25 protein-coding genes and 1 pseudogene are annotated in these 23,677 nt (G+C 66.2%); 10 read left to right on the top strand and 16 right to left on the bottom strand.

Features of this window, described 5'->3' with window-relative positions:
- Window positions 1–1,902 (top strand): peptidoglycan -binding protein, encoded by a 1,902-nt coding sequence (locus G0D83_RS26645; protein ID WP_164197569.1) that lies wholly within the window; start codon window positions 1–3, stop codon window positions 1,900–1,902.
- A gap of 122 nt (window positions 1,903–2,024) precedes the next feature.
- On the opposite strand, the gene clpA is transcribed toward G0D83_RS26645, so the two are convergent.
- Both clpA and gloB read right to left on the bottom strand, forming a co-directional pair.
- Window positions 2,025–4,352, bottom strand: coding sequence for an ATP-dependent Clp protease ATP-binding subunit ClpA (gene clpA / locus G0D83_RS26640; protein WP_108964452.1), 2,328 nt, complete (start codon window positions 4,350–4,352; stop codon window positions 2,025–2,027).
- A gap of 153 nt (window positions 4,353–4,505) precedes the next feature.
- The gene (gloB, locus tag G0D83_RS26635) at window positions 4,506–5,267 is read right to left on the bottom strand and encodes a hydroxyacylglutathione hydrolase (RefSeq protein WP_164197568.1); all 762 of its coding nucleotides are present in this window, start codon (window positions 5,265–5,267) and stop codon (window positions 4,506–4,508) included.
- A 74-nt stretch (window positions 5,268–5,341) separates the two neighbouring features.
- Between gloB and G0D83_RS26630 the strand changes: the two genes are divergently transcribed.
- The 7 genes from G0D83_RS26630 (at window position 5,342) to G0D83_RS26600 (ending at window position 11,896) form a co-directional block, all read left to right on the top strand.
- Window positions 5,342–6,091: a methyltransferase domain-containing protein gene (locus G0D83_RS26630; protein WP_108964454.1), complete on the top strand. Its 750-nt coding sequence runs from the start codon at window positions 5,342–5,344 to the stop codon at window positions 6,089–6,091.
- 374 nt (window positions 6,092–6,465) lie between these two features.
- The gene (locus tag G0D83_RS26625; protein ID WP_164197567.1) at window positions 6,466–7,032 is read left to right on the top strand and encodes a F0F1 ATP synthase subunit delta; all 567 of its coding nucleotides are present in this window, start codon (window positions 6,466–6,468) and stop codon (window positions 7,030–7,032) included.
- Window positions 7,033–8,571 carry a F0F1 ATP synthase subunit alpha gene (gene atpA / locus G0D83_RS26620; RefSeq protein ID WP_108964456.1) on the top strand — a complete coding sequence of 513 codons (1,539 nt, stop codon included), beginning with the start codon at window positions 7,033–7,035 and terminating at the stop codon, window positions 8,569–8,571. It begins immediately after the preceding gene.
- Between the two features lie 21 nt (window positions 8,572–8,592).
- Window positions 8,593–9,471 carry a F0F1 ATP synthase subunit gamma gene (locus tag G0D83_RS26615; RefSeq protein ID WP_164197566.1) on the top strand — a complete coding sequence of 293 codons (879 nt, stop codon included), beginning with the start codon at window positions 8,593–8,595 and terminating at the stop codon, window positions 9,469–9,471.
- A 16-nt stretch (window positions 9,472–9,487) separates the two neighbouring features.
- Window positions 9,488–10,912 (top strand): F0F1 ATP synthase subunit beta, encoded by a 1,425-nt coding sequence (gene atpD / locus G0D83_RS26610; RefSeq protein ID WP_108964458.1) that lies wholly within the window; start codon window positions 9,488–9,490, stop codon window positions 10,910–10,912.
- 43 nt (window positions 10,913–10,955) lie between these two features.
- Complete coding sequence (locus tag G0D83_RS26605; protein ID WP_108964459.1) at window positions 10,956–11,399, top strand: F0F1 ATP synthase subunit epsilon; 444 nt, start codon at window positions 10,956–10,958, stop codon at window positions 11,397–11,399.
- A 146-nt stretch (window positions 11,400–11,545) separates the two neighbouring features.
- Entirely contained in the window at window positions 11,546–11,896 is a 351-nt protein-coding gene (locus tag G0D83_RS26600; protein ID WP_164197565.1) for an H-type lectin domain-containing protein, read from the top strand.
- Window positions 11,897–11,920: 24 nt separating this feature from the next.
- On the opposite strand, the gene G0D83_RS26595 is transcribed toward G0D83_RS26600, so the two are convergent.
- The 3 genes from G0D83_RS26595 to G0D83_RS26585 form a co-directional block, all read right to left on the bottom strand.
- Window positions 11,921–12,136 (bottom strand): DUF1127 domain-containing protein, encoded by a 216-nt coding sequence (locus G0D83_RS26595; protein WP_159099531.1) that lies wholly within the window; start codon window positions 12,134–12,136, stop codon window positions 11,921–11,923.
- Between the two features lie 130 nt (window positions 12,137–12,266).
- Window positions 12,267–12,725, bottom strand: coding sequence for a GNAT family N-acetyltransferase (locus tag G0D83_RS26590; protein ID WP_164197564.1), 459 nt, complete (start codon window positions 12,723–12,725; stop codon window positions 12,267–12,269).
- A complete protein-coding gene (locus G0D83_RS26585) occupies window positions 12,725–13,735 on the bottom strand; it encodes a ribose-phosphate pyrophosphokinase (protein ID WP_164197563.1) in 1,011 nt (336 codons plus the stop codon). Before G0D83_RS26585 ends, G0D83_RS26590 begins: the two co-directional genes overlap by 1 nt.
- A 102-nt stretch (window positions 13,736–13,837) precedes the next feature.
- Between G0D83_RS26585 and G0D83_RS26580 the strand changes: the two genes are divergently transcribed.
- The gene (locus G0D83_RS26580) at window positions 13,838–14,437 is read left to right on the top strand and encodes a 2-hydroxychromene-2-carboxylate isomerase (protein WP_108964464.1); all 600 of its coding nucleotides are present in this window, start codon (window positions 13,838–13,840) and stop codon (window positions 14,435–14,437) included.
- A gap of 47 nt (window positions 14,438–14,484) precedes the next feature.
- On the opposite strand, the gene plsY is transcribed toward G0D83_RS26580, so the two are convergent.
- The 6 genes from plsY to G0D83_RS26550 all read right to left on the bottom strand — a co-directional run bounded on the left by plsY (window position 14,485) and on the right by G0D83_RS26550 (window position 19,844).
- Window positions 14,485–15,096: a glycerol-3-phosphate 1-O-acyltransferase PlsY gene (gene plsY, locus G0D83_RS26575; RefSeq protein WP_164197562.1), complete on the bottom strand. Its 612-nt coding sequence runs from the start codon at window positions 15,094–15,096 to the stop codon at window positions 14,485–14,487.
- A gap of 1 nt (window position 15,097) precedes the next feature.
- Window positions 15,098–16,387 carry a dihydroorotase gene (gene pyrC / locus G0D83_RS26570; protein ID WP_164197561.1) on the bottom strand — a complete coding sequence of 430 codons (1,290 nt, stop codon included), beginning with the start codon at window positions 16,385–16,387 and terminating at the stop codon, window positions 15,098–15,100.
- A 49-nt stretch (window positions 16,388–16,436) separates the two neighbouring features.
- Window positions 16,437–16,985, bottom strand: a complete 549-nt coding sequence (locus G0D83_RS26565; protein ID WP_164197560.1) for an aspartate carbamoyltransferase catalytic subunit — start codon at window positions 16,983–16,985, stop codon at window positions 16,437–16,439.
- Window positions 16,986–16,997: 12 nt separating this feature from the next.
- Entirely contained in the window at window positions 16,998–17,948 is a 951-nt protein-coding gene (locus tag G0D83_RS26560) for an aspartate carbamoyltransferase catalytic subunit (RefSeq protein WP_108964467.1), read from the bottom strand.
- A 130-nt stretch (window positions 17,949–18,078) separates the two neighbouring features.
- A complete protein-coding gene (rsmD, locus tag G0D83_RS26555; protein ID WP_108964468.1) occupies window positions 18,079–18,636 on the bottom strand; it encodes a 16S rRNA (guanine(966)-N(2))-methyltransferase RsmD in 558 nt (185 codons plus the stop codon).
- Window positions 18,633–19,844, bottom strand: a complete 1,212-nt coding sequence (locus G0D83_RS26550) for an NAD(P)/FAD-dependent oxidoreductase (protein ID WP_164197559.1) — start codon at window positions 19,842–19,844, stop codon at window positions 18,633–18,635. The genes rsmD and G0D83_RS26550 overlap by 4 nt, the downstream gene beginning before the upstream one ends.
- Before the next feature lie 84 nt (window positions 19,845–19,928).
- Between G0D83_RS26550 and G0D83_RS26545 the strand changes: the two genes are divergently transcribed.
- Window positions 19,929–20,417: a peroxiredoxin gene (locus tag G0D83_RS26545; RefSeq protein WP_164197558.1), complete on the top strand. Its 489-nt coding sequence runs from the start codon at window positions 19,929–19,931 to the stop codon at window positions 20,415–20,417.
- 150 nt (window positions 20,418–20,567) lie between these two features.
- Here the strand turns inward: G0D83_RS26545 and G0D83_RS26540 are convergent, their stop codons facing one another.
- From G0D83_RS26540 to G0D83_RS26520, 5 genes and pseudogenes are all read right to left on the bottom strand, one after another.
- A complete protein-coding gene (locus tag G0D83_RS26540) occupies window positions 20,568–20,858 on the bottom strand; it encodes a 4a-hydroxytetrahydrobiopterin dehydratase (protein ID WP_164197557.1) in 291 nt (96 codons plus the stop codon).
- Complete coding sequence (locus G0D83_RS26535; protein WP_164197556.1) at window positions 20,855–22,078, bottom strand: GNAT family N-acetyltransferase; 1,224 nt, start codon at window positions 22,076–22,078, stop codon at window positions 20,855–20,857. Before G0D83_RS26535 ends, G0D83_RS26540 begins: the two co-directional genes overlap by 4 nt.
- Before the next feature lie 67 nt (window positions 22,079–22,145).
- Entirely contained in the window at window positions 22,146–22,904 is a 759-nt protein-coding gene (locus G0D83_RS26530) for a glycerophosphodiester phosphodiesterase family protein (RefSeq protein WP_164197722.1), read from the bottom strand.
- Window positions 22,901–23,362: a RidA family protein gene (locus G0D83_RS26525; protein WP_164197555.1), complete on the bottom strand. Its 462-nt coding sequence runs from the start codon at window positions 23,360–23,362 to the stop codon at window positions 22,901–22,903. The genes G0D83_RS26530 and G0D83_RS26525 overlap by 4 nt, the downstream gene beginning before the upstream one ends.
- A 105-nt stretch (window positions 23,363–23,467) precedes the next feature.
- A pseudogene (locus tag G0D83_RS26520) lies at window positions 23,468–23,677 on the bottom strand (HlyD family type I secretion periplasmic adaptor subunit); the annotation flags it as partial.

The raw sequence follows: 23,677 nt of genomic DNA, 5'->3' as shown, positions 1-23,677 counted from the left end.
ATGGCTCTTTCGCGCCGCACCGGAGCCCGCCTTCAGGCCAATATCTGGCCCGGGTTCGTCGATGCGATGACCGGGCTTCTGCTGGTTCTGATGTTTGTGCTCACCATCTTCATGGTGATCCAGTTCGTCCTACGCGAGACGATCACCGGTCAGGAAACCGAACTCAGCAGCCTCTCTGGCGAACTGGCGGCGCTGGCGCAGGCACTGGGCGTTCAGGAGCGCAAGAACACCGCGCTGACCAACCAGCTTGGCGAGCTGGAGGCGACACTGTCGGACAATGCCACGCAACTTGCCGAGCAGCAGTCGATCATTGCTGCGCTCACCGCGCAACGCGACGAGCAACAGGGCCGGATCGCGTCCTTCGAGGAACAGGTCGCCTCGCTGATCGCGCAGCGGGACGGAGCGCAGCAGACCGTTGCCGAGCTCACGGCCGAGAAGGACGCCCTGACCTCGGATCGCGATGCGCTGCAGACGGCGCTGGCCTCGGCACGGTCCGAGATGGATGCGCAAACCGAAGCGGCCCGGCTCGCCGCCGCGCAGCGCGAGGCGATGGACGCGCTGATCGCCGACCTTCGGGCAAAGGCTGCCGAACGGGACGTGCAGATGGGCGGGCTCTCGGCGCAGGTCGAGGCCCTGCAGCAGGATCTCACCGACGAGGAACAGCGCCGACTTGCAGAGTCCGAGGCCGCTGCGGCGCTGCGCAAGCGGCTCGAGGGCGCACAGGCCGAGCTGACCGCCATGACGCTCGCGCTCGAGCAGCAGCGCAAGAAGGCCGAGGACACGCTCACTCTGCTCGCCGCTGCCCGCGAGGGCGAGTCGGAGCTGAATGCCCGGCTTGCGGCGGCGCTGGCAGCCGACAACAGCAACGAGCTTGAGGCACAGATCGCCGAGCTGGAAAGCCAGCTCTCGGCGGCGCAGCAGAGCGGAGAGGCCCAGTCGGGGCAGCTGACCGACCTGCGCGCCGAGCTTGCGGCGGCACGCGCGGAGCGCGACGCGGCGCAGGTGAAGCTGGCCGAGGCGCTGGCCGCCCAGAGCGACGTCGAGCTCGACGCACAGCAGGTGCGCGACCGTCTGGCTGCGGCGCTGGCAGCCAAGGCCGCGGCCGAAGCGCAACTGGCCGAAGGGCTGAGCGATGACGAGCGCCAGCAGGCGCTTCTGGCGCAGGCCCGCAAGGAGCTGGAGGCCAGCGATCAGCGGGCCAGCGCCGCGCAGAAACAGTCGGAGCTTCTGAACCAGCAGGTCGCGGCCTTGCGCACGCAGCTCTCGCAGCTGCAGGGCCTGCTCGACAACAGCCGCGAGAAGGATGCCGAGGCGCAGGTACAAATCCAGAACCTCGGCTCCGACCTCAATGCCGCGCTGGCGCGGGTCGCCGCCGAAGAGCGCAAGCGCCGGCAGCTCGAGGAAGCCGAGCGTCAGCGGCTTGAGGCGCAGGCACAGGACCTCGAACGCTATCGCTCTGAGTTCTTCGGTCGGCTGCGCGAGGTCGTGGGCCAGCAGGAAGGCGTGCGGATCGAGGGCGACCGCTTCGTCTTCTCCTCCGAGGTGCTCTTCCCGCCGGGCGGCGCGACGCTTTCCTCTGCGGGCGAGCGTGAGATCGACAAGATCTCCGGCCTGATCCGTACCATCGCGCAGGACATCCCGCCGGGCATCAACTGGATCTTGCGGGTCGACGGGCATACGGATGACACGCCGCTGCGCCCGGGCGCGCCCTTTGCCGACAACTGGGAGCTCAGCCAGGCGCGCGCGCTGTCGGTGGTGCGCTACATGGTCGAGGAGGAGGGCATCCCGCCGCAGCGGCTCTCGGCCAACGGCTTTGGTCAGTTCCAGCCGATCAACACCGACGGCACCGCCGAGGCCAAAGCGCAGAACCGCCGGATCGAGCTGAAGCTGACCGAGAAGTAGCGGAGAGCGCCCGGGGCGCGGGGCAGGCCTGCCGGCATCCACACCGAACCTGCGGCACTCAGAAAAGAAAACCTCCCCGCCAGGGCCCTGGCGGGGAGGTTTCGTTTGATCAGGCCGTCGTTTCAGTCGGCGGTCAGCAGAGGCGGCTTGCGCGAGGAGAGCCGCAGCTTGTCCGGGCCTTCGGTCTTCAGCACGAGCTTGTCGTCCTTGACCGTGACCTTGACCACGCCGCCCTTGACCAGCTTGCCGAAGAGCAGCTCCTCGGCCAGCGGCTTCTTGATGTTCTCCTGGATCACGCGGCCCAGCGGGCGGGCGCCCATCTTGTCGTCGTAGCCCTTTTCAGCCAGCCATTCGGCTGCCGGCTTGGTGAGCTCGATGGCCACGTTGCGATCCATGAGCTGTGCCTCGAGTTGCAGCACGAACTTCTCGACCACCGAGAGGATGACCTCTTTCGGCAGCGGCTGGAAGCTGATGACCGCGTCCAGACGGTTGCGGAATTCCGGCGTGAAGGTCCGCTCGATGGCGGCAGTGTCCTCGCCCTCGCGGCGGTCACGGTTGAAGCCGATGGCCGCCTTGGCCTGCTCCGCCGCACCGGCGTTGGAGGTCATGATGAGGATCACGTTGCGGAAGTCCACGGTCCGGCCGTTGTGGTCGGTCAGCGCGCCGTGGTCCATCACCTGCAGCAGGATGTTGTAGACATCCGGGTGCGCTTTCTCGATCTCGTCGAGCAGGAGCACGCAGTGCGGGTGCTGGTCCACGCCGTCGGTTAGCTGGCCACCCTGATCGAAGCCGACATAGCCCGGCGGGGCGCCGATCAGGCGGCTGACCGCGTGTTTCTCCATGTACTCGGACATGTCGAAGCGCAGCAGTTCCACCCCGAGCGAGCTTGCGAGCTGCTTGGCCACCTCGGTCTTGCCGACGCCGGTGGGACCCGCGAAGAGATAGTTGCCGATCGGCTTTTCGGGCTCGCGCAGGCCGGCGCGTGCCAGCTTGATCGCCGAGGACAGCGCCTCGATGGCATTGTCCTGACCAAAGACCACGCGCTTGAGCGTCGCCTCGAGATCCTTGAGCACCTCGGCGTCGTTCTTCGACACGTTCTTCGGGGGGATGCGGGCGATCTTGGCGACCACATCCTCGATCTCCTTGGTGCCGATGGTCTTGCGGCGCTTGCTCTCGGCCACCAGGTGCTGCGCGGCGCCGGCCTCGTCGATCACGTCGATCGCCTTGTCGGGCAGCTTGCGGTCGTTGATGTAGCGAGCCGACAGTTCGACCGCGGTCTTGATCGCGTCCTGGGTGTATTTGACCGAGTGGTGCTCCTCGAAATAGGGCTTGAGGCCCTTGAGGATTTTCACCGCATCCTCGACCGAGGGCTCGCTCACGTCGATCTTCTGGAACCGGCGGCTGAGCGCGCGGTCCTTCTCGAAGTGCTGGCGGAACTCCTTGTAGGTGGTCGAACCCATGGTGCGCAGCTTGCCGCCCTGAAGCGCGGGCTTCAGGAGGTTCGAGGCATCCATGGCACCCCCGGAAGTTGCGCCAGCGCCGATCACCGTGTGGATCTCGTCGATAAAGAGCACCGCGTCCGGGTGTTCCTCGAGCTCGGTCACCACCGCCTTGAGCCGCTCCTCGAAGTCGCCGCGGTAGCGGGTGCCGGCGAGAAGCGCGCCCATGTCGAGCGAGTAGATGGTGGTGTTCGAGAGCACCTCGGGGGTGTCGCCGCTGACGATCTTGCGCGCCAGGCCTTCGGCGATGGCGGTCTTGCCGACGCCGGGGTCACCCACCAGCAGCGGATTGTTCTTGCGGCGGCGGCAGAGCACCTGGATGCAGCGCTCCACTTCGTGCTCGCGGCCGATCAGCGGGTCCACGTCGCCCTTGCGGGACTTGGCGTTGAGATCCACGCAGTACTTGGCCAGTGCCGACTCCTTGTTGTCGGAGGCCTGTGCGCTCTCGGTTTTCGTTTCTTCCTCCGACTCCTGCGCGCCGGTGACCGGGCGGCTCTCGCCGTAGGCGGGGTTTTTCGCCACGCCGTGAGCGATGAAGTTGACTGCGTCGTAACGGGTCATGTCCTGCTCTTGCAGGAAGTAGGCGGCGTTGCTCTCGCGCTCGGCGAAGATCGCGACGAGCACGTTGGCCCCGGTCACCTCGGTGCGGCCAGAGCTCTGGACGTGGATCGCGGCGCGCTGAATCACGCGCTGGAACGCGGCCGTCGGCACGGCCTCCGATCCCTCGATGTCGGTGACCAGGTTGGAAAGGTCTTCGTCGATGAATTCAACAAGCGTGGTGCGCAGCTCCTCGGTGTCGACCGAGCAGGCTTTCATCACGCGGGCGGCGTCGGGTTCGTCGATGAGGGCCAGGAGAAGGTGCTCAAGAGTCGCAAATTCGTGGCTGCGGGAGTTCGCCAGCGCCAGGGCCGAGTGAATTGCCTGCTCAAGAGAGTTCGAGAATGAAGGCACGGCGTGCTCCTTCCTGTCTGCGTCGGGCACTGGGCCCAACATTGCCTCTTACCGTTAAAGTTTGGTCGATCAGGACCATCCTTCAAGTGTTTTCTAGGCTTGCGGCGCTCACATTTGCCATGGGGGGTGCAACGTGGCGTGAAAAGCGGCGGCCTAGAAGCGGTCTTTCCTGGCGCGGATTTCGGCAAAGACAACGGCGTCCGTCGCCTCGGTCAAGCCGAGCCGCTCGCGGATCTCGGGGGAGTCCGGTCGCAGGAAAGGGTTGGTGGCCAGTTCCTCGGACAGCGCGCAGGAGGCGGTAGCTCGCCCCTCTGTCCGGGCTTTGGCGATGGCGTCACTCCGAGATTTAAGCTCGGCGTTCTGAGGTTCAATAGTAAGCGCAAATCTTGCGTTGGCGGAAGTGTATTCGTGGCCCGAGCAAATCATCGTGTCCGCCGGCAGCGCCATCAGGCGCTGCATCGACGCCCACATCATCGCGGCATCGCCTTCGAACAGTCGCCCGCAGCCCAATGCCATGAGGCTGTCGGCGGTGAAGGCGGCCTGCGCCTGCGGCATATAGAAGGCGATGTGGCCCAACGTGTGGCCGGGCACGTCGATCACATGCACGCCGATGCCCGCGATCGAGAACTCGTCGCCGCCGCCGACCAGCTGGTCGAGCCCGTCGATCCTTGCCGCCTCGGCGCGCGGGCCGATCACGGTGCAGCCGTAGCGCGCACGCAGCGCCGCGATTCCCCCGACGTGGTCATGGTGGTGATGGGTGATGAGAATCGCGTCCAGCGTCCAGCCCCGCGCATCGAGGGCCGCCTCGATCGGTGCCGCCTCGGGGGCATCGATCAGGATCGCGCCCTCGGGCCCCTTCACCAGATAGGCGTAGTTGTCGCTCAGGCAGGGGACGGTGACGATCTCGAGGGGCATGGCTTTTCCTTCAAGGCTTTGACAGAGTGACTCGCGAGAGTGACCCAGAGTGACGCAAGGGACGACGGCCCGCAATGCATCCGGACGTGCAGGCGCTTCGCGACTTCTACTATCGCAGCGCGCTTGGCCGCGCGGCGCGCGGCGCGCTGCGCGACCAGGTGCTGCGATTCTGGCCCGAGGCGCAGGGGCTCAACGTGGCGGGCTACGGATTTGCGGTGCCGGTGCTGCGCCCCTATCTCGCGCAGGCGCGCCGGGTCATGGCGCTGATGCCGGCGCCGCAGGGGGTGATGCGCTGGCCGGCGGGGATGCCGAACGTCTCGGTGCTGGCCGAAGAGATGCTTTGGCCGGTGGAGACCGGGCATCTCGACCGGCTGGTGGTCATGCATGGTCTCGAGACCTGCACAAATGTAGCCGCGCTGCTCGACGAGTGTTACCGCACGCTGGGGCCGGGGGGAGAGGTGCTGTTCATCGTCCCCAACCGCTCGGGCCTCTGGGCGCGCTCCGAAACCACGCCCTTCGGTCAGGGCCGCCCCTATTCGCTCAGCCAGCTCGACACGCAACTCCGGGCGCATGACTTCCTGCGGGTCTCGAACGCCTCGGTGCTTTACCAGCCGCCCTCGACCCGCCGCTTCTGGATGAAGACCGCCCCGGTCTGGGAGCGGATCGGCCGCACGGTGCCGGCGGTGATGGCCGGAGGGGTCCTTATGGTGCGCGCCTCGAAGCGCTACCCGCCGCAGCGCAAGGGGATCGGCGAGAAGGTCCGCGTGCCGAACCCGCTGGAGGTCCTGAGCCCGGTGCCAAGCAAGGAGCCAAAGCCGGTCTGAGGGCGATTTGCGGCGAAAAAGATTCGCTCAGATGCGCTCAATGGTGCATATCTCCCTCAGATTGTGACTTGGTTGATACGTTTGCGCTAGCGTGACGCGGGATCAAAACCTGCGCCCTCGTGCCGCATTATTTCCGTTGCTCACGAAAAAGCGAGACATTCCATAGCTCTGTCTGCCGCAGTGCCGCGCGGGACCGATCAGAAGCCGGAAAACCCACGCTCAGCAGACGGTTAAATGGCCGTTAGCATGTTGCGAGGTCCCCATGGCTCTGATAGATCGTCGGCGATTTCGACGCCCTGAGGGCATCAGGGCAGGGACAACGCCTCCGGACGCCGGATCACTTCCGTGCGTCGCGGGGGCCTCATATCGGAAGGGTGGACGTGTCTGAACCAGCTTCGATCTCCAGCGGCATCGCGGCGCGCTATGCCACGGCGGTCTTTGGGATCGCCAAAGAGGAAAAGGCGCTCGACAAGCTCGAGAGCGGTATCGACGATCTGTCCGCCGCACTCGACGAGAGCGCCGAGCTGAAGGATCTGATCTCTTCGCCGGTCTACACCCGCGAAGCGCAGGGCAAGGCAATCATGGCTGTCGCCGCGAAGATGGGCCTCGCGCCCGTGCTGACGAATACGCTGGGCCTGATGGCCTCCAAGCGTCGTCTCTTCGCGCTGCCGCAGCTGATCGCTCACCTGCGCGAGATGATCGCGGCAGAGAAGGGCGAGGTGACCGCCGAGGTGACCTCCGCCATCGAGCTGACCCCGGCTCAGGCCTCCGAGCTTGCCGCGACGCTGAAGTCGCAGATCGGCTCGGATGTGAAGATCAAATCGACCGTGGATGAGAGCCTCATCGGCGGTCTCGTTGTTAAGGTGGGCTCGAAGATGGTCGACACGTCGATCCGCGCGAAGCTCAACTCCCTCCAGAATGCAATGAAAGAGGTCGGATAAATGGGTATCCAAGCAGCCGAGATTTCTGCGATCCTAAAGGAGCAGATCAAGAACTTCGGTCAGGAGGCCGAAGTCGCAGAAGTGGGTCGCGTGCTCTCCGTCGGTGACGGCATCGCGCGTGTCCACGGTCTCGACAGCGTGAAAGCCGGCGAGATGGTCGAATTCCCGGGCGGCATCATGGGCATGGCGCTGAACCTGGAATCGGACAACGTCGGTGTGGTGATCTTCGGCTCCGACCGGGACATCAAGGAAGGCGACATCGTCAAGCGCACCAACTCGATCGTGGACGTGCCGGCGGGCGAAGCCCTGCTTGGCCGCGTGGTCGATGGCCTTGGCAACCCGCTTGACGGCAAGGGCCCGATCGCCGCTTCCGAGCGCCGCGTCGCAGACGTGAAGGCACCGGGCATCATCCCGCGTAAGTCGGTGCACGAGCCGATGGCAACCGGCCTCAAGTCGGTCGACGCGATGATCCCGATCGGCCGTGGCCAGCGCGAGCTGATCATCGGCGACCGCCAGACCGGCAAGACCGCGATCGCGCTCGACACCATCCTGAACCAGAAGTCGTACAACGACGCTGCCGGCGATGACGACAGCAAGAAGCTGTACTGCGTCTACGTGGCCATCGGCCAGAAGCGCTCGACCGTTGCGCAGCTGGTGAAGCGTCTGGAAGCCACCGGCGCGATCGATTACTCGATCGTCGTGGCCGCAACCGCGTCCGACCCGGCTCCGATGCAGTACCTCGCGCCCTACACCGCGACCGCGATGGCCGAGTACTTCCGCGACAACGGCAAGCACGCGCTCATCATCTACGATGACCTGTCCAAGCAGGCCGTGTCCTACCGCCAGATGTCGCTGCTGCTGCGTCGTCCGCCGGGCCGCGAAGCGTATCCGGGCGACGTGTTCTACCTCCACTCGCGCCTGCTCGAGCGTTCGGCAAAGCTGAACGAAGATCACGGGTCCGGCTCGCTGACCGCGCTGCCGATCATCGAGACCCAGGGCGGCGACGTGTCTGCCTTCATCCCGACCAACGTGATCTCGATCACCGACGGCCAGATCTTCCTCGAGACCGAACTGTTCTTCCAGGGCATCCGCCCCGCCGTGAACACCGGTCTGTCGGTGTCGCGCGTCGGCTCTTCGGCTCAGACCAAGGCGATGTCTTCGGTTGCCGGCCCGGTGAAACTGTCGCTCGCGCAGTATCGCGAGATGGCGGCCTTCGCCCAGTTCGGTTCGGACCTCGATGCCTCGACCCAGAAGCTGCTGAACCGGGGCGCACGTCTTACCGAGCTGATGAAGCAGCCGCAGTACTCGCCGCTGACCAACGCCGAGATCGTCTGCATCATCTTCGCAGGCACCAACGGCTATCTGGACAGCGTTCCGGTCAAGGAAGTCGGCAAGTACGAAGCTGCCCTGCTCGCGTTCCTGCGCGGCCAGCGCAAGGACATCCTCGAGTGGATCGAAAACGACGATCCGAAAATCAAGGGTGAACCCGCGGACAAGCTGAAGGCAGTGCTCGACGAATTCGCCGCGACCTACGCCTGAGCGCCCTGAAAGGACAGGATTATGCCTAGCCTCAAGGACCTCAAGAACCGCATCTCCTCGGTCAAATCGACCCGGAAGATCACCAAGGCCATGCAAATGGTGGCCGCCGCAAAACTGCGGCGGGCACAGGATGCGGCCGAGATGTCGCGGCCGTACACCGAGCGCTTCAACGAAGTGCTCGGGTCGCTGGCTGCGTCGGTGGGCGGTAGCGCAACGGCGCCGAAACTGCTCTCGGGCACCGGGAAGGACGACGTGCAGCTGCTCGTCGTCATGACCGCCGAGCGCGGGCTTTGCGGGGGCTTCAACAGCTCCATCGTGAAGAAGGCGCGGACCCATATCGAAACGCTCAAGGCCGAAGGCAAGACGGTGAAGATCCTCACCGTCGGCAAGAAGGGCCGCGAGCAGCTCAAGCGTGACTACGGCGATCTGTTCGTCGGTCACGTCGACCTGAGCGAAGTGAAGAAAATCGGTTACGCCGATGCTCAGAACATCGCGAAGGACATCCTCGTTCGTTTCGACGCCGAGGAATTCGACGTGGCGACCATCTTCTATTCGAAGTTCCAGTCGGTGATCTCTCAGGTCCCGACGGCGCAGCAGGTGATCCCGGCGCAGTTCGACGCGCCCGAGGGAGATGCTGGCGGGTCCACGCTCTACGAATACGAGCCCGGTGAGGAAGCCATCCTTGCCGATCTTCTGCCCCGTGGTGTCGCAACCCAGATCTTCTCGGCTCTGCTGGAGAACGCGGCTTCGGAACAGGGGGCTCGGATGAGCGCCATGGACAACGCCACGCGCAACGCGGGCGAGATGATCGACAAGCTGACGATCGAGTACAACCGCTCGCGTCAGGCGGTCATCACCAACGAACTGATCGAAATCATCTCGGGCGCCGAGGCGCTCTAAGAACCGGAGACGATAAATGGCAAACGCAAAAGGCAAAGTGACCCAGGTCATCGGCGCCGTGGTCGACGTGAAGTTCGACGACCACCTGCCCGAGATTCTGAACGCGCTGACCACCGAAAACGACGGCAAGAAACTGGTTCTTGAAGTCGCCCAGCACCTGGGTGAGAACACCGTCCGCACCATCGCGATGGACGCAACCGAAGGTCTCGTCCGCGGCCAGGCCGTGGCAGACACCGGCGGCCCGATCTCGGTGCCGGTCGGCAACGCGACCCTCGGCCGCATCCTGAACGTCGTCGGCGAGCCGGTCGACGAGCAGGGCCCGGTGAACGCCGAAGAAACCCGTGCCATCCACCAGCCCGCTCCGCTGTTCGACGAACAGTCGACCGAGTCGGAAATCCTGGTCACCGGCATCAAGGTCATCGACCTGCTGGCGCCCTACTCGAAGGGCGGCAAGATCGGCCTCTTCGGCGGCGCCGGCGTGGGCAAGACCGTTCTCATCATGGAACTGATCAACAACATCGCAAAGGTGCACTCGGGCTACTCCGTGTTCGCCGGTGTTGGCGAGCGGACCCGTGAGGGCAACGACCTCTACCACGAGATGATCGAATCCAACGTCATCAAGCCCGACAATCTGTCGGAGTCGCAGGTGGCGCTGGTCTACGGTCAGATGAACGAGCCACCGGGAGCCCGTGCCCGCGTCGCCCTGACCGGCCTGACCTTGGCCGAGCAGTTCCGTGACCAGTCCGGTACCGACGTTCTGTTCTTCGTCGACAACATCTTCCGCTTCACGCAGGCCGGCTCCGAGGTGTCCGCACTTCTCGGCCGTATCCCCTCCGCTGTGGGCTACCAGCCGACGCTGGCAACCGACATGGGCGCGATGCAGGAACGCATCACCTCGACCAAGAACGGCTCGATCACCTCGATCCAGGCCGTCTACGTTCCCGCGGACGACCTTACCGACCCGGCACCGGCCACGACCTTCGCGCACCTCGACGCGACGACGGTTCTCAACCGTGCCATCTCGGAACTCGGCATCTACCCCGCCGTGGACCCGCTCGACAGCTCGTCGCGTCTGATGGACCCGGCCGTCGTCGGCCAGGAACACTACGACGTGGCCTTTGCCGTGCAGGGTATCCTCCAGCGCTACAAGTCGCTGCAGGACATCATCGCGATCCTCGGCATGGACGAACTGTCGGAAGAGGACAAGCTGACCGTGGCCCGCGCCCGGAAAATCCAGCGTTTCCTCAGCCAGCCGTTCGACGTGGCAAAGGTGTTCACCGGCTCCGACGGTGTGCAGGTTCCGCTCGAGGACACCATCTCGTCCTTCAAGGCCGTGGTGAACGGTGAGTACGACCACCTGCCGGAAGGCGCCTTCTACATGGTCGGCGGCATCGACGAGGTGCTCGCGAAGGCCGAGAAAATGGCGGCTGACGCAGCCTGAGACCAGAGGGGGGCCTCGCGCCCCCCAGTAACCGGAGGCCCAAATGGCTGAAACGATGCAATTCGACCTGGTGAGCCCCGAGCGCAACCTGATGTCGGCTGCCGTCAAGGCAGTGCAGATTCCGGGCACCGAGGGCGATCTGACGGCCATGCCCAACCATGCGCCGATGATCACCACGCTGCGTCCGGGCATCCTCAAGGTCGAGACCGAGACCGGCACCGAAGAGTTCGTCGTCACCGGCGGCTTTGCCGAGATCGGTCAGTCGGTCAGCGTGCTGGCCGAAAAGGCCGTGCCGCATGGCGACATGGACCAGGCGACCTACGACGCGCTCGTGGAAGAAGCTGTCATGGCCTACAAGGCCGCGAAGGAAGCTGCTCCCGAGAACGAGCCGGGCCCCGTGGATGAGGCGGCCAAGCTGCTTCAGGACATGGTGGCGGTGGGCACGCACATCGGGCTCGACCCGAAAGCGGCCAACCTCAACTACTGAGCCTGGCGTTCGAGACAAGCAAAGGCCCCGCGCGAGCGGGGCCTTTTGCTTTTGTGCAGGGGAAACAGCGTGATGCGGAGGAATATCCGTTTTCTTTCGAGCGCCGTTGCACAAGACTGCGGGGCGGTGGAACGAGGAAAGACCTGATGCGGAAATTGCGCGGCGCCTGGGTCGGCATCGAGCAGGGCAACGAAGACCTGTTTTCGGAGTTCGAGAGCGGCGGCGACATGTGGACCGGCTCGGGCGAACGAGAACGGAGGCGCTGGGTTGCCTTTTCCGAGCGCTTCGCCAGCCCGCCGAACGTTCAGGTCGCGCTGTCGCTCTGGGATATCGACAATGGCGGGAACATCCGCGCCGATCTCGGTGCCGAGAACGTCTCGGAAGCCGGGTTCGACATGGTGTTCCGCACATGGTCCGACACGCGCGTGGCGCGCGTGCGTCTGTCTTGGATGGCGATCGGAGAGGTGCGGGGCGAGGATGACTGGCTCATCGACTAGCCCGCGGCAGAGGGGCTACGGCCTTTAGCGGCCGTAGGCGGCTTGCCAGGCGATGTCGCGGATATTGGCGCGGTGAAACCCGATGTCCGCCAGATCGCGGTCGCTGAAGGCGTCGAGTTCGCGGACAACGCGATGGTATTCGGCGCGGCGCGAGCGGGCGAGCGTGAAGCGTTCGATCATGCGGGCAAGCGCACCGCGGTGGGTCTCGGTCGGAAGACTGTGAATATCGGTCGTTGCCATGATGGCCTCCTGATTTCGTGGTATTTTGTGGTGGCGCTGACATCGGGATTTCCGGCCCGAGTCACAAGCCACATCAGGAGAAGCCCGCCTTGCAGGCTCTGCATGTCGGGAAAAAACCGTGGTGCGGCGCCTAGATAGGTTTTTCGAAATAGACCCGGTCAAAACCGTTTTCGTGGACCCGACCGGTCTCACGGTACCCGAGCCGCGGGTAAAGCACGAGATTTTCGGTCATCAGCAGGTTCGTGTAGAGCCGGATCCGGTTTAGCCCCGCCGCGTGCGCCTTGGCCTCGGCAAAGTCCATCAGAGCGCGGCCGAGGCCCTTGCCCTGTGCTTGCGGCGAAACGGCAATATTGTCGAGCAGCATCGCGTCGGCCTGAGGCAGCAGCACCAGCACCCCGGCGACTGCGCCGTCCAGCTCGGCCACGTGGACGCGTTCGGCGGCGGTCAGCGCCGCGTAGTCGTCGAGCATCGGGCCGGGCTTTTGCCCCATGCGCGGGATGTAGGGGGAATAGGCCGCCTCAATGATCGCTTCGATCTGATCAAGGTCGGAGGGGCGCGCCCGCCGGAATAGCGGCGGGCGCGAGGTCATCAGAGGATGCCTTCGTAGATCGGGCCGAGCACTTCGGTCTCGAACAGCGAGGACACCGAAGTGCCGTTCCAGATGTTCAGGATTGCCTGCGCGAAGATCGGCGCGGTCGGCAGGATGCGGATGTTCGGCGCCGCGGCGACGGAGTCGGTGGCGGCGATCGAGTCGGTGATGACCAGCGACTTCATCACCGACTTGGTGACGCGTTCGACGGCGGGGCCGGACAGCACGCCGTGGGTGATATAGGCGTGCACCTCGGTGGCGCCGTGGTCCATCAGCACCTCGGCGGCCTTGCACAGCGTGCCGGCGGTGTCGCAGATGTCGTCGACGATGATGCACTTCTTGCCGGTGACGTCACCGATCACGGTCATCTCGGCGATCTCGCCCGGCTTCTCGCGGCGCTTGTCGACGATGGCGAGCGGCGCGTTGATCCGCTTGGCCAGTTCGCGCGCGCGGGCCACGCCGCCGACGTCCGGCGAGATCACCATGACGTCCTGCAGCGAGTCCTTGAACTGATGCTCGATGTCGAGCGCGAAGATCGGCGAGGCGTAGAGGTTGTCGACGGGGATGTCGAAGAAGCCCTGGATCTGTGCGGCGTGGAGATCCATGGTCAGCACCCGCTCGACGCCGGCCTCGTGGATCATGTTGGCGACCAGCTTGGCGGTGATCGGGGTGCGCGCCTTGGTGCGGCGGTCCTGACGGGCATAGCCGAAGTAGGGAATGACGGCGGTGATCCGCGCGGCCGAGGAGCGGCGCAGCGCGTCGGCCATGATCAGCAGCTCCATCAGGTTGTCGTTCGCCGGGTTCGAGGTCGGCTGAAGGATGTACATGTCCTCGCCGCGGACGTTCTCGTAGACCTCGACGAAGATCTCCTGGTCGTTGAACCGCTCGACGCGCGCATCGACGAGCCCGACTGCGCCTCCGCGATAGAGCGACATGCGGCGGGCGATGGCGTTTGCCAGCGGCTTGTTGGCATTACCCGCGATGAGCTTGGGTTCGATGACAGTGGGCATTTGGGAGGCTCCGGCGCTACGGAATGACAGATTCGTGACGTTGCGGTCGCCTTAACACGCAGTTAGCGTGGGGCAAAGATACACGGAAGGGCATGTGACCCCATGGCACAAATCCAGTACTATTTTTCGATGTTGTCGCCCTTTGCCTACCTCGCCGGACCGCGGTTCGAAGAGGTCGTGGCGAAGCATGGTGCCGAAGTGGTCTACAAGCCCTTCGACATCACGGCGCTGTTTCCGCGCACCGGTGGCGCGCCTCTGGCGCAGCGCCATCAATCCCGGATCGACTACCGCAACCTCGACCTGCCGCGGCAGGCGAAGAAGGCCGGGCTGCCGCTGAACCTCAAGCCGATGTTCTGGCCGACCAACGCGGCGCCCTCGTCCTATGCGATCATCGCGGCGGCGAAGGCTGGGGGCGGGGATGTCGGCGGTCTGATCCAGACGCTGCTGCGAAACTGCTGGGCCGAGGAGAAGGACATCGCCGAGGATGTGGTGATCAGGGCCGCGCTAGAAGAGAATGGCTTCGATCCGTCTCTGGCCGACAGCGGGCTTCTGGTCGGGGCCGAGACCTATGCGGCCAACCTCGAAGAGGCCGTGGGCGCCGGAGTCTTCGGCTCGCCCTTCTGGATCACCGGGGAGGGGGAGAAGTTCTGGGGGCAGGACCGGATCGAGGACCTCGACCTGCACCTGAGCGGGAAGCTCTGACCAAGCCGGCCCGGCGCGAAGCCGGGCCACGCCGACCTTGCCGAGGATCAGCCCTTCTGGCCGATCTTCGACTCGGTTCCCTTGCGGATGCGGTCGATGTTCTCGCGGTGGCGCCAGAAGATCAGCACGGTCAGGACCAGCGTCAGCGCGGTCATCTCGATCTGGCCGAAAAGCACCATCCAGAGTGTCGAGAGCAGCGCCGCGATCAGCGCGCCCATTGACGAGATTCGCGACATCGCCGCGCCCGCAAGCCAGGTGGCGCAGGTGATCAGCCCGACCGGCCAGTGCAATGCGAGGATAAGGCCGATGAAGGTCGCCACCCCCTTGCCACCCTTGAACTTGAGCCATGCCGGGAAGCAATGGCCGAGGAACGCGGCAAGCCCTGCGAGCTGCGCCGCGTCCTCGCCCGCCAGCCAGCGCGCCAGCAGCACCGCCACCGCACCCTTGCCCCCGTCGAGGATCAGCGTGCCCGCCGCCGCCGCCTTGTTGCCGGTGCGCAGCACGTTGGTCGCCCCGATATTGCCCGAGCCGATCGCGCGCAGATCGCCGAGGTTCATTGCCCGTGTGAGCAGCAGGCCGAAGGGGATCGAGCCGAGCAGATAGCCCAGCACAGCCCAGAGGATCAGCACGGGGGCCGAAGAGGTGATCTCGGGCAGCATGTCAGGCGCTCCAGACAGGGGTTCCGGCGACGAGGGTCTGCAGCACCTTGCCCTGCAGCCGCGCCCCGTCAAAGGGGGTGTTCTTGGATTTCGACTGCAGCTTGAAGCGGTCGAGGATGAAGGGCTTGTCGGCGTCGAAGACCACAAGGTCGGCCGGGGCGCCCGCGCTCAGGCGGCCGCAGTCGAGGCCAAGCCGTTTCGCCGGGTTCAGCGACAGCCCGCGGAAGAGCGTCGGCAGGTCGATCTCGCCGGCGTGGTAGAGCCGCAGGAGCACCGGCAGCATGGTCTCGAGACCCACCGCGCCCGAGGCGGCCTCCTCGAAGGGCAGGCGCTTGGATTCCTCGTCCTGCGGGGCGTGGAACGAGCCGATCACATCGATGAGCCCGCTGCGCAGCGCTTCGAGCACCGCCTGCCGGTCGTCCTCGGAGCGCAGTGGGGGCTTGACCTTGAAGAAGGTGCGGTAGTCGGCGACGTCCATCTCGTTGAGCGTGAGGTGGTGCATCGAGATGCCCGCCGTCACGTCAAAGCCGTTGTTTTTCGCGCGTTCCAGCGCGGGAAGCGCGCGCGATGTGGTGATCTGATCCGCGTGGTAGCGCACGCCGGTCATCTCGACGAGCGCGATGTCGCGGTCAAGGCCCATCCGTTCGGCCATCGGCGACACGGCGGGCAGGCCGCGCAGCGAGGCGAACTTGCCTGAGGAGGCGGCGGCGCCCTTCGACAGGATCGGCTCCTGCGGGTGGCCCATGACCAGCGCGCCCAGCGAGCGGGCGTAGCCCATGGCGCGCGAGAGCACCTTGGTGTCGGTCACCACGCGGTCGCAATCGGTGAAGGCCACGGCCCCGGCGTCGAGCAGGAAGCCGAGCTCGGTCATCTCGCGCCCCTCGCGGCCCTTGGTCAGCGCGGCCATCGGCAGCACGTTCACCGGCGCGGTCTCATTGGCGCGGCGGCGGATGAACTCCAGCACCTCGGGCGTGTCGATCGCCGGCGCGGTGTCGGGGCGGGTGATCATGGTGGTCACGCCGCCGGCGGCGGCGGCCATGCCCGCGGTCTTGAAGCTCTCCTTGTGGCGCTCGCCCGGCTCGCCCACCTTGACGCCAAGATCGACGATGCCCGGCGCGACATGGGCCCCGTTCAGGTCCTGCGCCTCGGTCTGCCCGATCAGCGTGGTGATCTCGTCAGCAGAGGTGACCACGGCCTTGATGCGACCGCCTGAAAGCAGAAGCGCGCCTTCCGCGACGGTCCCGGCCTCGGGGTCGATCAGCCGGGCGTTGTAGAGCAGCGTGTCTTTCATTCGGGGGCTCCGGGAAGCGGGGTCATTTGCAGGGCGGTGGAGGGGCGCATCAGTTGGCCCTGAAGAGGGCGGCAAGCACCAGCACCACCAGCACGCCGAGCCCCAGAAGAGCATAAGTCAGCGCGCGGCTGCGCGGCTCGGGGGCGGCGGGGCCGGGACGATCCATGCTGCCGCGCGCTCCGGCGCTGCGCAGCTTGCCAGCGCGCGGGCTCGCGCCTTCGGCTTCCTTGAAGGTGCCGATCCAGCGCAGCGGGGTCGAGATGGTCAGGTCCTGCGAGGTGTGATCGAAGGCCGCGCTCGGCAGGACCACCACGTGGCCTTTCAGCGCATCGATGCGCGGCTTCATCTGGCGAAAGTCCTCGCCGCCGACCTGATAGGCCTCGGCGAGATAGGTCGAGAGGGGCATTTCTCCCAGATCGCGGATAGAGACGACGTCGATCCGCGAGGGTCGGAGTTTGCGCGCGCCAAGCGCATATTGCAGCGGAAACTCCCCGGTGCCAGCCTGGGTGGTGAAGCGCTCGACCGCTTCCGCTGGAAGATCGAGGTGGAAGAGGCGAACCTCGCCGTCCACCGAACCGTTGATGTGCATCTTGGTCATGCCGCGCCCCGCTCAGACGGCCAGCTCGGTGGGCCGGGCGCGCAGGTTGCGGGCCAGAAGGTCCATGGCGGCCATGCGCACCGCGACGCCCATCTCGACTTGTTCCTGGATCACCGAGCGGTTGATGTCGTCGGCGATGGTGCCGTCGATCTCGACGCCGCGGTTCATCGGACCGGGGTGCATGACGATGGCGTCGGGCTTGGCATGGGCCAGCTTCTCGGCATCCAGTCCCCAGCGATGGTAGTATTCGCGCTCCGACGGAATGAAACCGCCGTCCATGCGCTCCTTCTGCAGGCGCAGCATCATCACCACGTCGACGTCCTTCAGCCCTTCGGCCATGTCGTCGTAGACCTCGGCGCCGAAGTCGGCGATGCCTGCGGGCATCAGCGTCGACGGACCGACCAGACGAATGCGGTTCTCCATCTTGTGCAGCAGCAGCAGGTTCGAGCGCGCGACGCGCGAATGGGCGATGTCGCCGCAGATGGCGATGTTCAGCCGGTGCAGCCGGCCCTTGGCGCGGCGAATGGTCAGCGCATCCAAAAGCGCCTGCGTCGGGTGTTCGTGCCGGCCGTCGCCGGCGTTGATCACCGCGCAGTTCACCTTCTGCGCCAGCAGGTCCACCGCGCCGGAATGCGGGTGGCGGACGACCAGCAGATCGGGGTGCATGGCGTTCAGCGTCAGCGCCGTGTCGATCAGCGTCTCGCCCTTCTTGATAGAGCTGGCCTGCATCGACATGTTCATCACGTCCGCCCCGAGCCGCTTGCCCGCCAGCTCGAAGCTGGACTGGGTGCGGGTGGAGTTCTCGAAGAACATGTTGATCTGTGTGAGCCCGGCCAGCGCATTGGCGTGCTTGTCGCGGGCGCGCGACAGGGTGACGTAGCGCTCGGCCAGATCGAGCAGCGTTGTTATTTCATCCGGACGAAGGGGCTCGATGCCCAGAAGGTGGCGCTGGTCGAAACGCATGAAACGGCTCCCCTTGAGTTGCCGCGGTTATAGAAACGCAGGGGCCGCGCGACAAGTGGTCGCGAATTCGCGGCAAAGGCCCGCCGCCGGGCCACTGAGCCCGGATCAGATGCAGAGTTTAGGCGCGGTTTCAGGGCGCTTCGAGCAGCGTCACCGTGGTGTCGCCATAGCGGCGGCTGTCGAGCAGGGTAAAGCCTCCGGGCGCCTCTTGCGGGCCGCTTTCCTCCCAGACGATCAGTGCTTCGGGGGCAAGCCAGCCCTGCGCACGCGCGGCCTCCAGCGCCTTGGCGCCGAGGTTCAACCCGTAGGGCGGGTCGAGAAAGACCAGAGTCGCGGGCGCGTCGGTCGGGGGCAGCCGGGTGGCGTTGCACGAGAGCGTCCGGGCACGGTCCGCGCAGCCGAGCAGGCGGATGTTCTGCTTGATGAGTTTCTGCGCAACGCGCCCGTCGTCGACGAAGGTGGCCGAGGTGGCACCGCGCGAGAGCGCCTCGAGCCCCAGCGCGCCGGTGCCGGCAAAGAGGTCGAGCACCACCGCCCCCTCGAAGGGCTCGCCGAAGCGCCCGCCACCGAGCATGTTGAACAGGCTCTCGCGCACCCGGTCGGTGGTGGGGCGCAGATGCGCGCCCGGATCGCCCTTGCCGACGGCGGTGAGCGCGCGGCCGCGCCAGTCTCCGGCGATGATCCTCATGCCTTCAACAGAGCCTTTAGATCGCTGCCCGCATCGGCAACCACCTCGGGATCGGCGCTCTTGCCGGCCTCGATCAGTCGCTTGCCGACCATGTAGGCGCGCGGATCGTTCATCGCGTCGAGGGCGATGAGGTGGCCCTCGCGGTAATACCAGTGCGAGACGGGCCCGGCGCCGCCATCGCGCACCACGACCTTGTCGTAGCCGGCGTTCAGCCCGGCGATCTGCAGCTTCACGTCGTACTGGTCGGACCAGAACCAGGGCTTGGGCTGGTAAGGCGCCTCGGCCCCCATGATGTTGTCCGCCACCGCCTCGGCCTGGTCGATGGCATTACCGACGCTTTCCAGCCGCAGCTGCGCATCGCCCATCGGGAAAGAGGCGCAATCGCCCGCGGCCCAGACATGCCGCGCCGAGCAGCGGCCGAAGGCATCGGTGCGGATGCCGTTCTCGATCTCGATGCCCGCGGCCTCGGCGACCGAGGTCTCGGGCAGGATGCCGACGCCGACAATGACGAAATCAATGGGCAAGCTGGTGCCGTCGGTCAGCTCCGCCGCGGTGACCTTGCCGTCCTCGCCGACCAGCTTGCCGAGGCCGACACCCTCGCGCAGGTCGACGCCATGGCCCTTGTGCAGGGCGCGGAACCAGTCCGAGGTCTCGCGGGCGGCGACGCGCTGCAAGATGCGGTCGGCCATCTCCACCAGCGTCACCTGCAGGCCGAGCTTGGAGGCCACCGCCGCGGCCTCGAGGCCGATGTAGCCGCCGCCGACGATCAGCACGCGGGCGCCTGCCGTGAAACGGGCGCGCATGGCGTCCACGTCGGCAATGCCGCGCACCACGCAGACGCCGTCCAGCTCGCCGCCGATCGCGGCAGGCAGGCGGCGGGGGGCGGAGCCGGTGCAGAACACCAGCTCGTCATAGCCGATCTCGTGGCCGCCGGCGATGACATGCCGCGCCCGGGTGTCGACTGACACCGCGGGCTCGCCCAGCATCAGCGAGATGGTCTGCTCGTCGTAATAGGTCCGCGGACGGAGATAGAGCCGGTCCTTCTCCATCTCTCCCAGCAGGTAGGCCTTGGACAGTGGCGGGCGCTGGTAGGGGGGCTCGGCCTCGGCGCCGATCACGGTGATCTCGCCCTCGAAGCCCTTGCCGCGCAGACGCGCCACAAGCGAGGCCGCGGCCTGTCCCGCACCGATCACAACAACATGCCCCATGGCTGGCCTCTTTTCCGCTTTCCCGTGATTTGCGCGAAACCTATATCTCGCCCTGTCGGAAACGCAAATGATGGAGAAAACGGCATGGCGCTATCCGCTGGAGACCGGCTGCCCGAGGCAGAGCTGCTGACGCTGGGCGAGGCCGGCCCCGAACAGGTATCGCTTGGCGAGAAGCTAGCGGGCCGCAATGTGGTGATCTTCGCGCTGCCGGGCGCTTTCACCCCGACCTGTTCGTCGGCCCATGTGCCGAGCTTCATCCGCGCCAAGGGGGGCTTCGATGAAAAGGGCGTCCACGAGATCATCTGCATCTCTGTGAACGATCCGTTCGTGATGAAGGCCTGGGGCGAGGCCACCGGTGCGACCGAGGCCGGGCTGACCATGCTCGCGGATGCGGAGGGGGCCTTCACCTCGGCCATCGGCATGGAGTTCACCGCCGAGCCCGCCGGGCTGATCCGCCGCTCGAAGCGCTACGCGATGTATGTCGAGGATGGCATCGTGAAAGTGTTCCACGAAGAGACCGGGCGCGGCACCTGCGAGGTGTCCGGCGGCGAAGCGCTGCTGGCGGCGATCTGAGCAATAGAGCATCCGGCGGCGGGTCTGCCGCCGCCGGATTTGCGTATCTGGGAAGAGGAGACGCGCAACCGGCCTTCTTCTCGTTCCAAATGCGAATGTCGGGACCTTTCCGGCGGGAGAGGCGCTATGGCAGCACCTCTCCTCCATGGCTCAGAGCGAATCGAGCTTGCGCGCGAGCTTGGCGTCGAGCGCGCTGAGACCGCCCACGTCATGGGTGGTGAGCGTGACCTCGACGGTCTTGTAGACGTTGCGCCAGTCGGGGTGGTGGTTCCACTTCTCGGCCCAGAGCGCGGCGCGGGTCATCCAACCGAACGCCTCGGTGAAATCCGCGAATTCGAAGGTCTTGCAGAGGGTGTCCTCCGCTGCGTTCATCTCCCATCCGTTCTCGAGCAGGGGGGCGAGCATGGTCGCACGGCCGGTGTCGGAGAGTTTCTCTGTCATTGGGTGTCCTTCCCGTGGTCTTTCCGGAACGGCCCGTAGGCGGTGAGCACCTCGATGTCCTCGTCCACGGCCCGTGCCTCGGCCTCCAGATAGTGCGCGACGGCGCGGGCAAACCCCTTGTCGGGGAACCAGTGCAGCGAATGCGTCTGGCTCGGCAGGTAACCGCGCGCCAACTTGTGCTCGCCCTGCGCGCCAGCCTCGACGCGGGACAGCTCATGGGCGATGGCGAAATCGATGGCCCGGTAATAGCACGCCTCGAAGTGCAGGCAGGGGTGATCCTCGGTACAGCCCCAGTAGCGGCCGAAGAGCGCGTCTCGCCCGATGAAGTTGAGCGCCCCGGCCACCGGCTGCCCCTCGCGCTCGCAGATCACCAGCGCGACGTCGCCGCGCATCGTCTCATGGACCTCGTCGAAGAAGGCGCGGGTGAGGTAGGGCGTGCCCCACTTGCGCCCGCCGGTGTCCTGATAGAAGGCCCAGAAGGCGTCCCAGTGTTCGGGCTCGATCTCATCGCCGGTGAGCATGTGGATGGTGCCGCCGAACGCCTGCGCCCGCGCCCGTTCCTTGCGGATCGCCTTGCGCTTGCGCGAGCTGAGATCGGCGAGGAAACCATCGAAATCATCGTAGCCCCGGTTCAGCCAGTGGAACTGCTGGGTGACGCGGCGCAAAAGGCCCATGCGCTCGCCGGCGATGGCCTCGCCCTCGGTGCAGAAGGTGACGTGCAATGACGACAGGTCGTTCTCGGCGGTGAGCTGCACCGCGCCCTGCACCAGCGCCATCATGCCCTCGGCCTCGTGACCGGGGCGGGTGAGGAAGCGCCGCCCGGTGACAGGGGTGAAGGGCACGGCGATCTGCAGCTTGGGATAGTAGCGCCCGCCCGCCTGCTCGTAGGCATGGGCGAAGCTGTGGTCGAAGATATACTCGCCCTGGCTGTGGCCCTTGGCGTAGAGCGGGGCGACGGCGATGATCCGCCCCGCCTTTTCCGCCACCAGGTAGCGCGGGTCCCAGCCGGTGCCGCGCCCGACAGAGCCCGAGCGCTCAAGTGCGCGCAGGAAGCGCCAGGTGGTGAACGGATCGTCGGGGCGCCCGCCCGCCGCCGCCTCGGGGCAGGCGCAGGCATCCCAGTCGGTCTCGGCGATCTGGTCCAGCGAGGTCAGAACATTGACGGCGATGGTATCGCCCGCTGTCGGCTCGGAGGTCGGGCTGGGGCTCTGATCGGTCATATGGTGATCTCGGCTCGGGTCATCTGCGGGAGTATCTGACCCCGGCGGGGCCGGGATCAAGACACGCTCACGCGAGATACTGCTCGAATGTCACGTTCTGGGCCACCGCGCGGGCCTGTGCCTCCTGCTCGGGCGTGCGGATGGTCCAGCAGAGGATCGCGGCGCCTTGTGCCTTCAGCTCGGCGACGCGCGGCGCGGCGAGGTCCTTCCAGCTGTGCGAGATGAAGCAGGCACCGGTACGGGCGTAATCGGGGATGCCGCGCAGCTCCTCGAGACGCCAGCCGGGGACGCCGGACCAGTTCTCGGGGTCGAAACGGTCGGTGGTCAAACCGCGCGGCACCTGCGGCGCGAGCCGCGCCATCCGGGCCATGGAGTGGGGGTTGAAGGACATCACCGCCACGGGCCCCTCGTAGCCGCGCAGCGCGTCCGCCGCGGCCTTCTCCAGCGTGCCGACGTCCGGACCGAGCGCGCCATCCTGGTCCTTGATCTCGATGAGCAGGGGCACGCGGCCGGCGACCAGCTCGAGGACTTCGACGAGCGTCGGGATGCCCTCCTCGCCGCCCTTGAGCGTCAGCGAGGACAATTCGGCCGCATTTCGCGCGCCGAGCAGGCCGCGCGCGCCGGTCAGCCGCTCGAGCCGCTCGTCGTGAAACACCATGGCCACCCCGTCGGAGGAGAGCTGCAGGTCGATCTCGACGCCGTAGCCCGCCGCGACGGCGGCGGAGATGGCGGCGCGGGAATTCTCGGGGCGGCCCACCCCGAGGTCGTGCAGGGCACGGTGCGCGATGGGCCGCTCGAGGAAGGCGGCGGGCAGTCCGGCCATCAGGCGAGCTCGAAGACCGCTTCGATCTCGACCGCCACCCCCATGGGCAGCGCCGCCGCGGAGACCGCGGAACGGGCGTGCTTGCCGGCCTTGCCGAAGACCGCGACCATCAGGTCCGAGGCGCCGTTGATCACCTTGGGCTGGTCGGTGAACTCGGGGGTGGAGTTGACGAAGCCAACCAGCTTCACCACGCGCTTGAGCTTCGACAGGTCGCCGCCGCAGGCCGCCTTGGCCTGGGCGATGAGCGCCAGGGCGCAGCGCTGCGCAGCCTTGGCGCCGGCCTCGACATCCAGCGTCTCGCCAAGCTTGCCGGTGATCAGCCCGCTCTCGTCCATGCTGATCTGTCCCGAAACGTAGAGCATCGCGCCGCTCTGTACGTAGGGCACGTAGTTGGCCGCGGGGGCAGGGGCGTCGGGCAGGGTCAGGCCGAGCTCTTCAAGGCGGGCGGTGATGTCGGTCATGGGGGCCTCCTTTGGATGTGAGCGGACGCTAGACCCGAGCGGTGGCAAAGAAAAGGGGCCGCGATCCAGATGGATGCGGCCCCTGATCAAAAGTTCTTCCCGAGGTTACTCGCGGAACGCCTTCGAGAAGTAATCGGTGAAGGGTTTCACCAGGTAGGCGAGCGGCGTACGATCCGCGGTGCGCAGGAAGGCCTCGACCGGCATCCCAGGTACCAGGGTCGAGCCCTCGGGCAGCCTTTCGATCTGGCCCTCGTCGAGCATGATCTCGGCGCGGTAGAAGCTGGACGAGGTGTTCTGGTCGGTGAAGGCATCCGC

This window comes from Salipiger sp. PrR003, assembly GCF_010500785.1.
Lineage (GTDB): Bacteria > Pseudomonadota > Alphaproteobacteria > Rhodobacterales > Rhodobacteraceae > Salipiger > Salipiger pacificus_A.
This window is presented reverse-complemented; position numbering and strand designations above follow the sequence as displayed.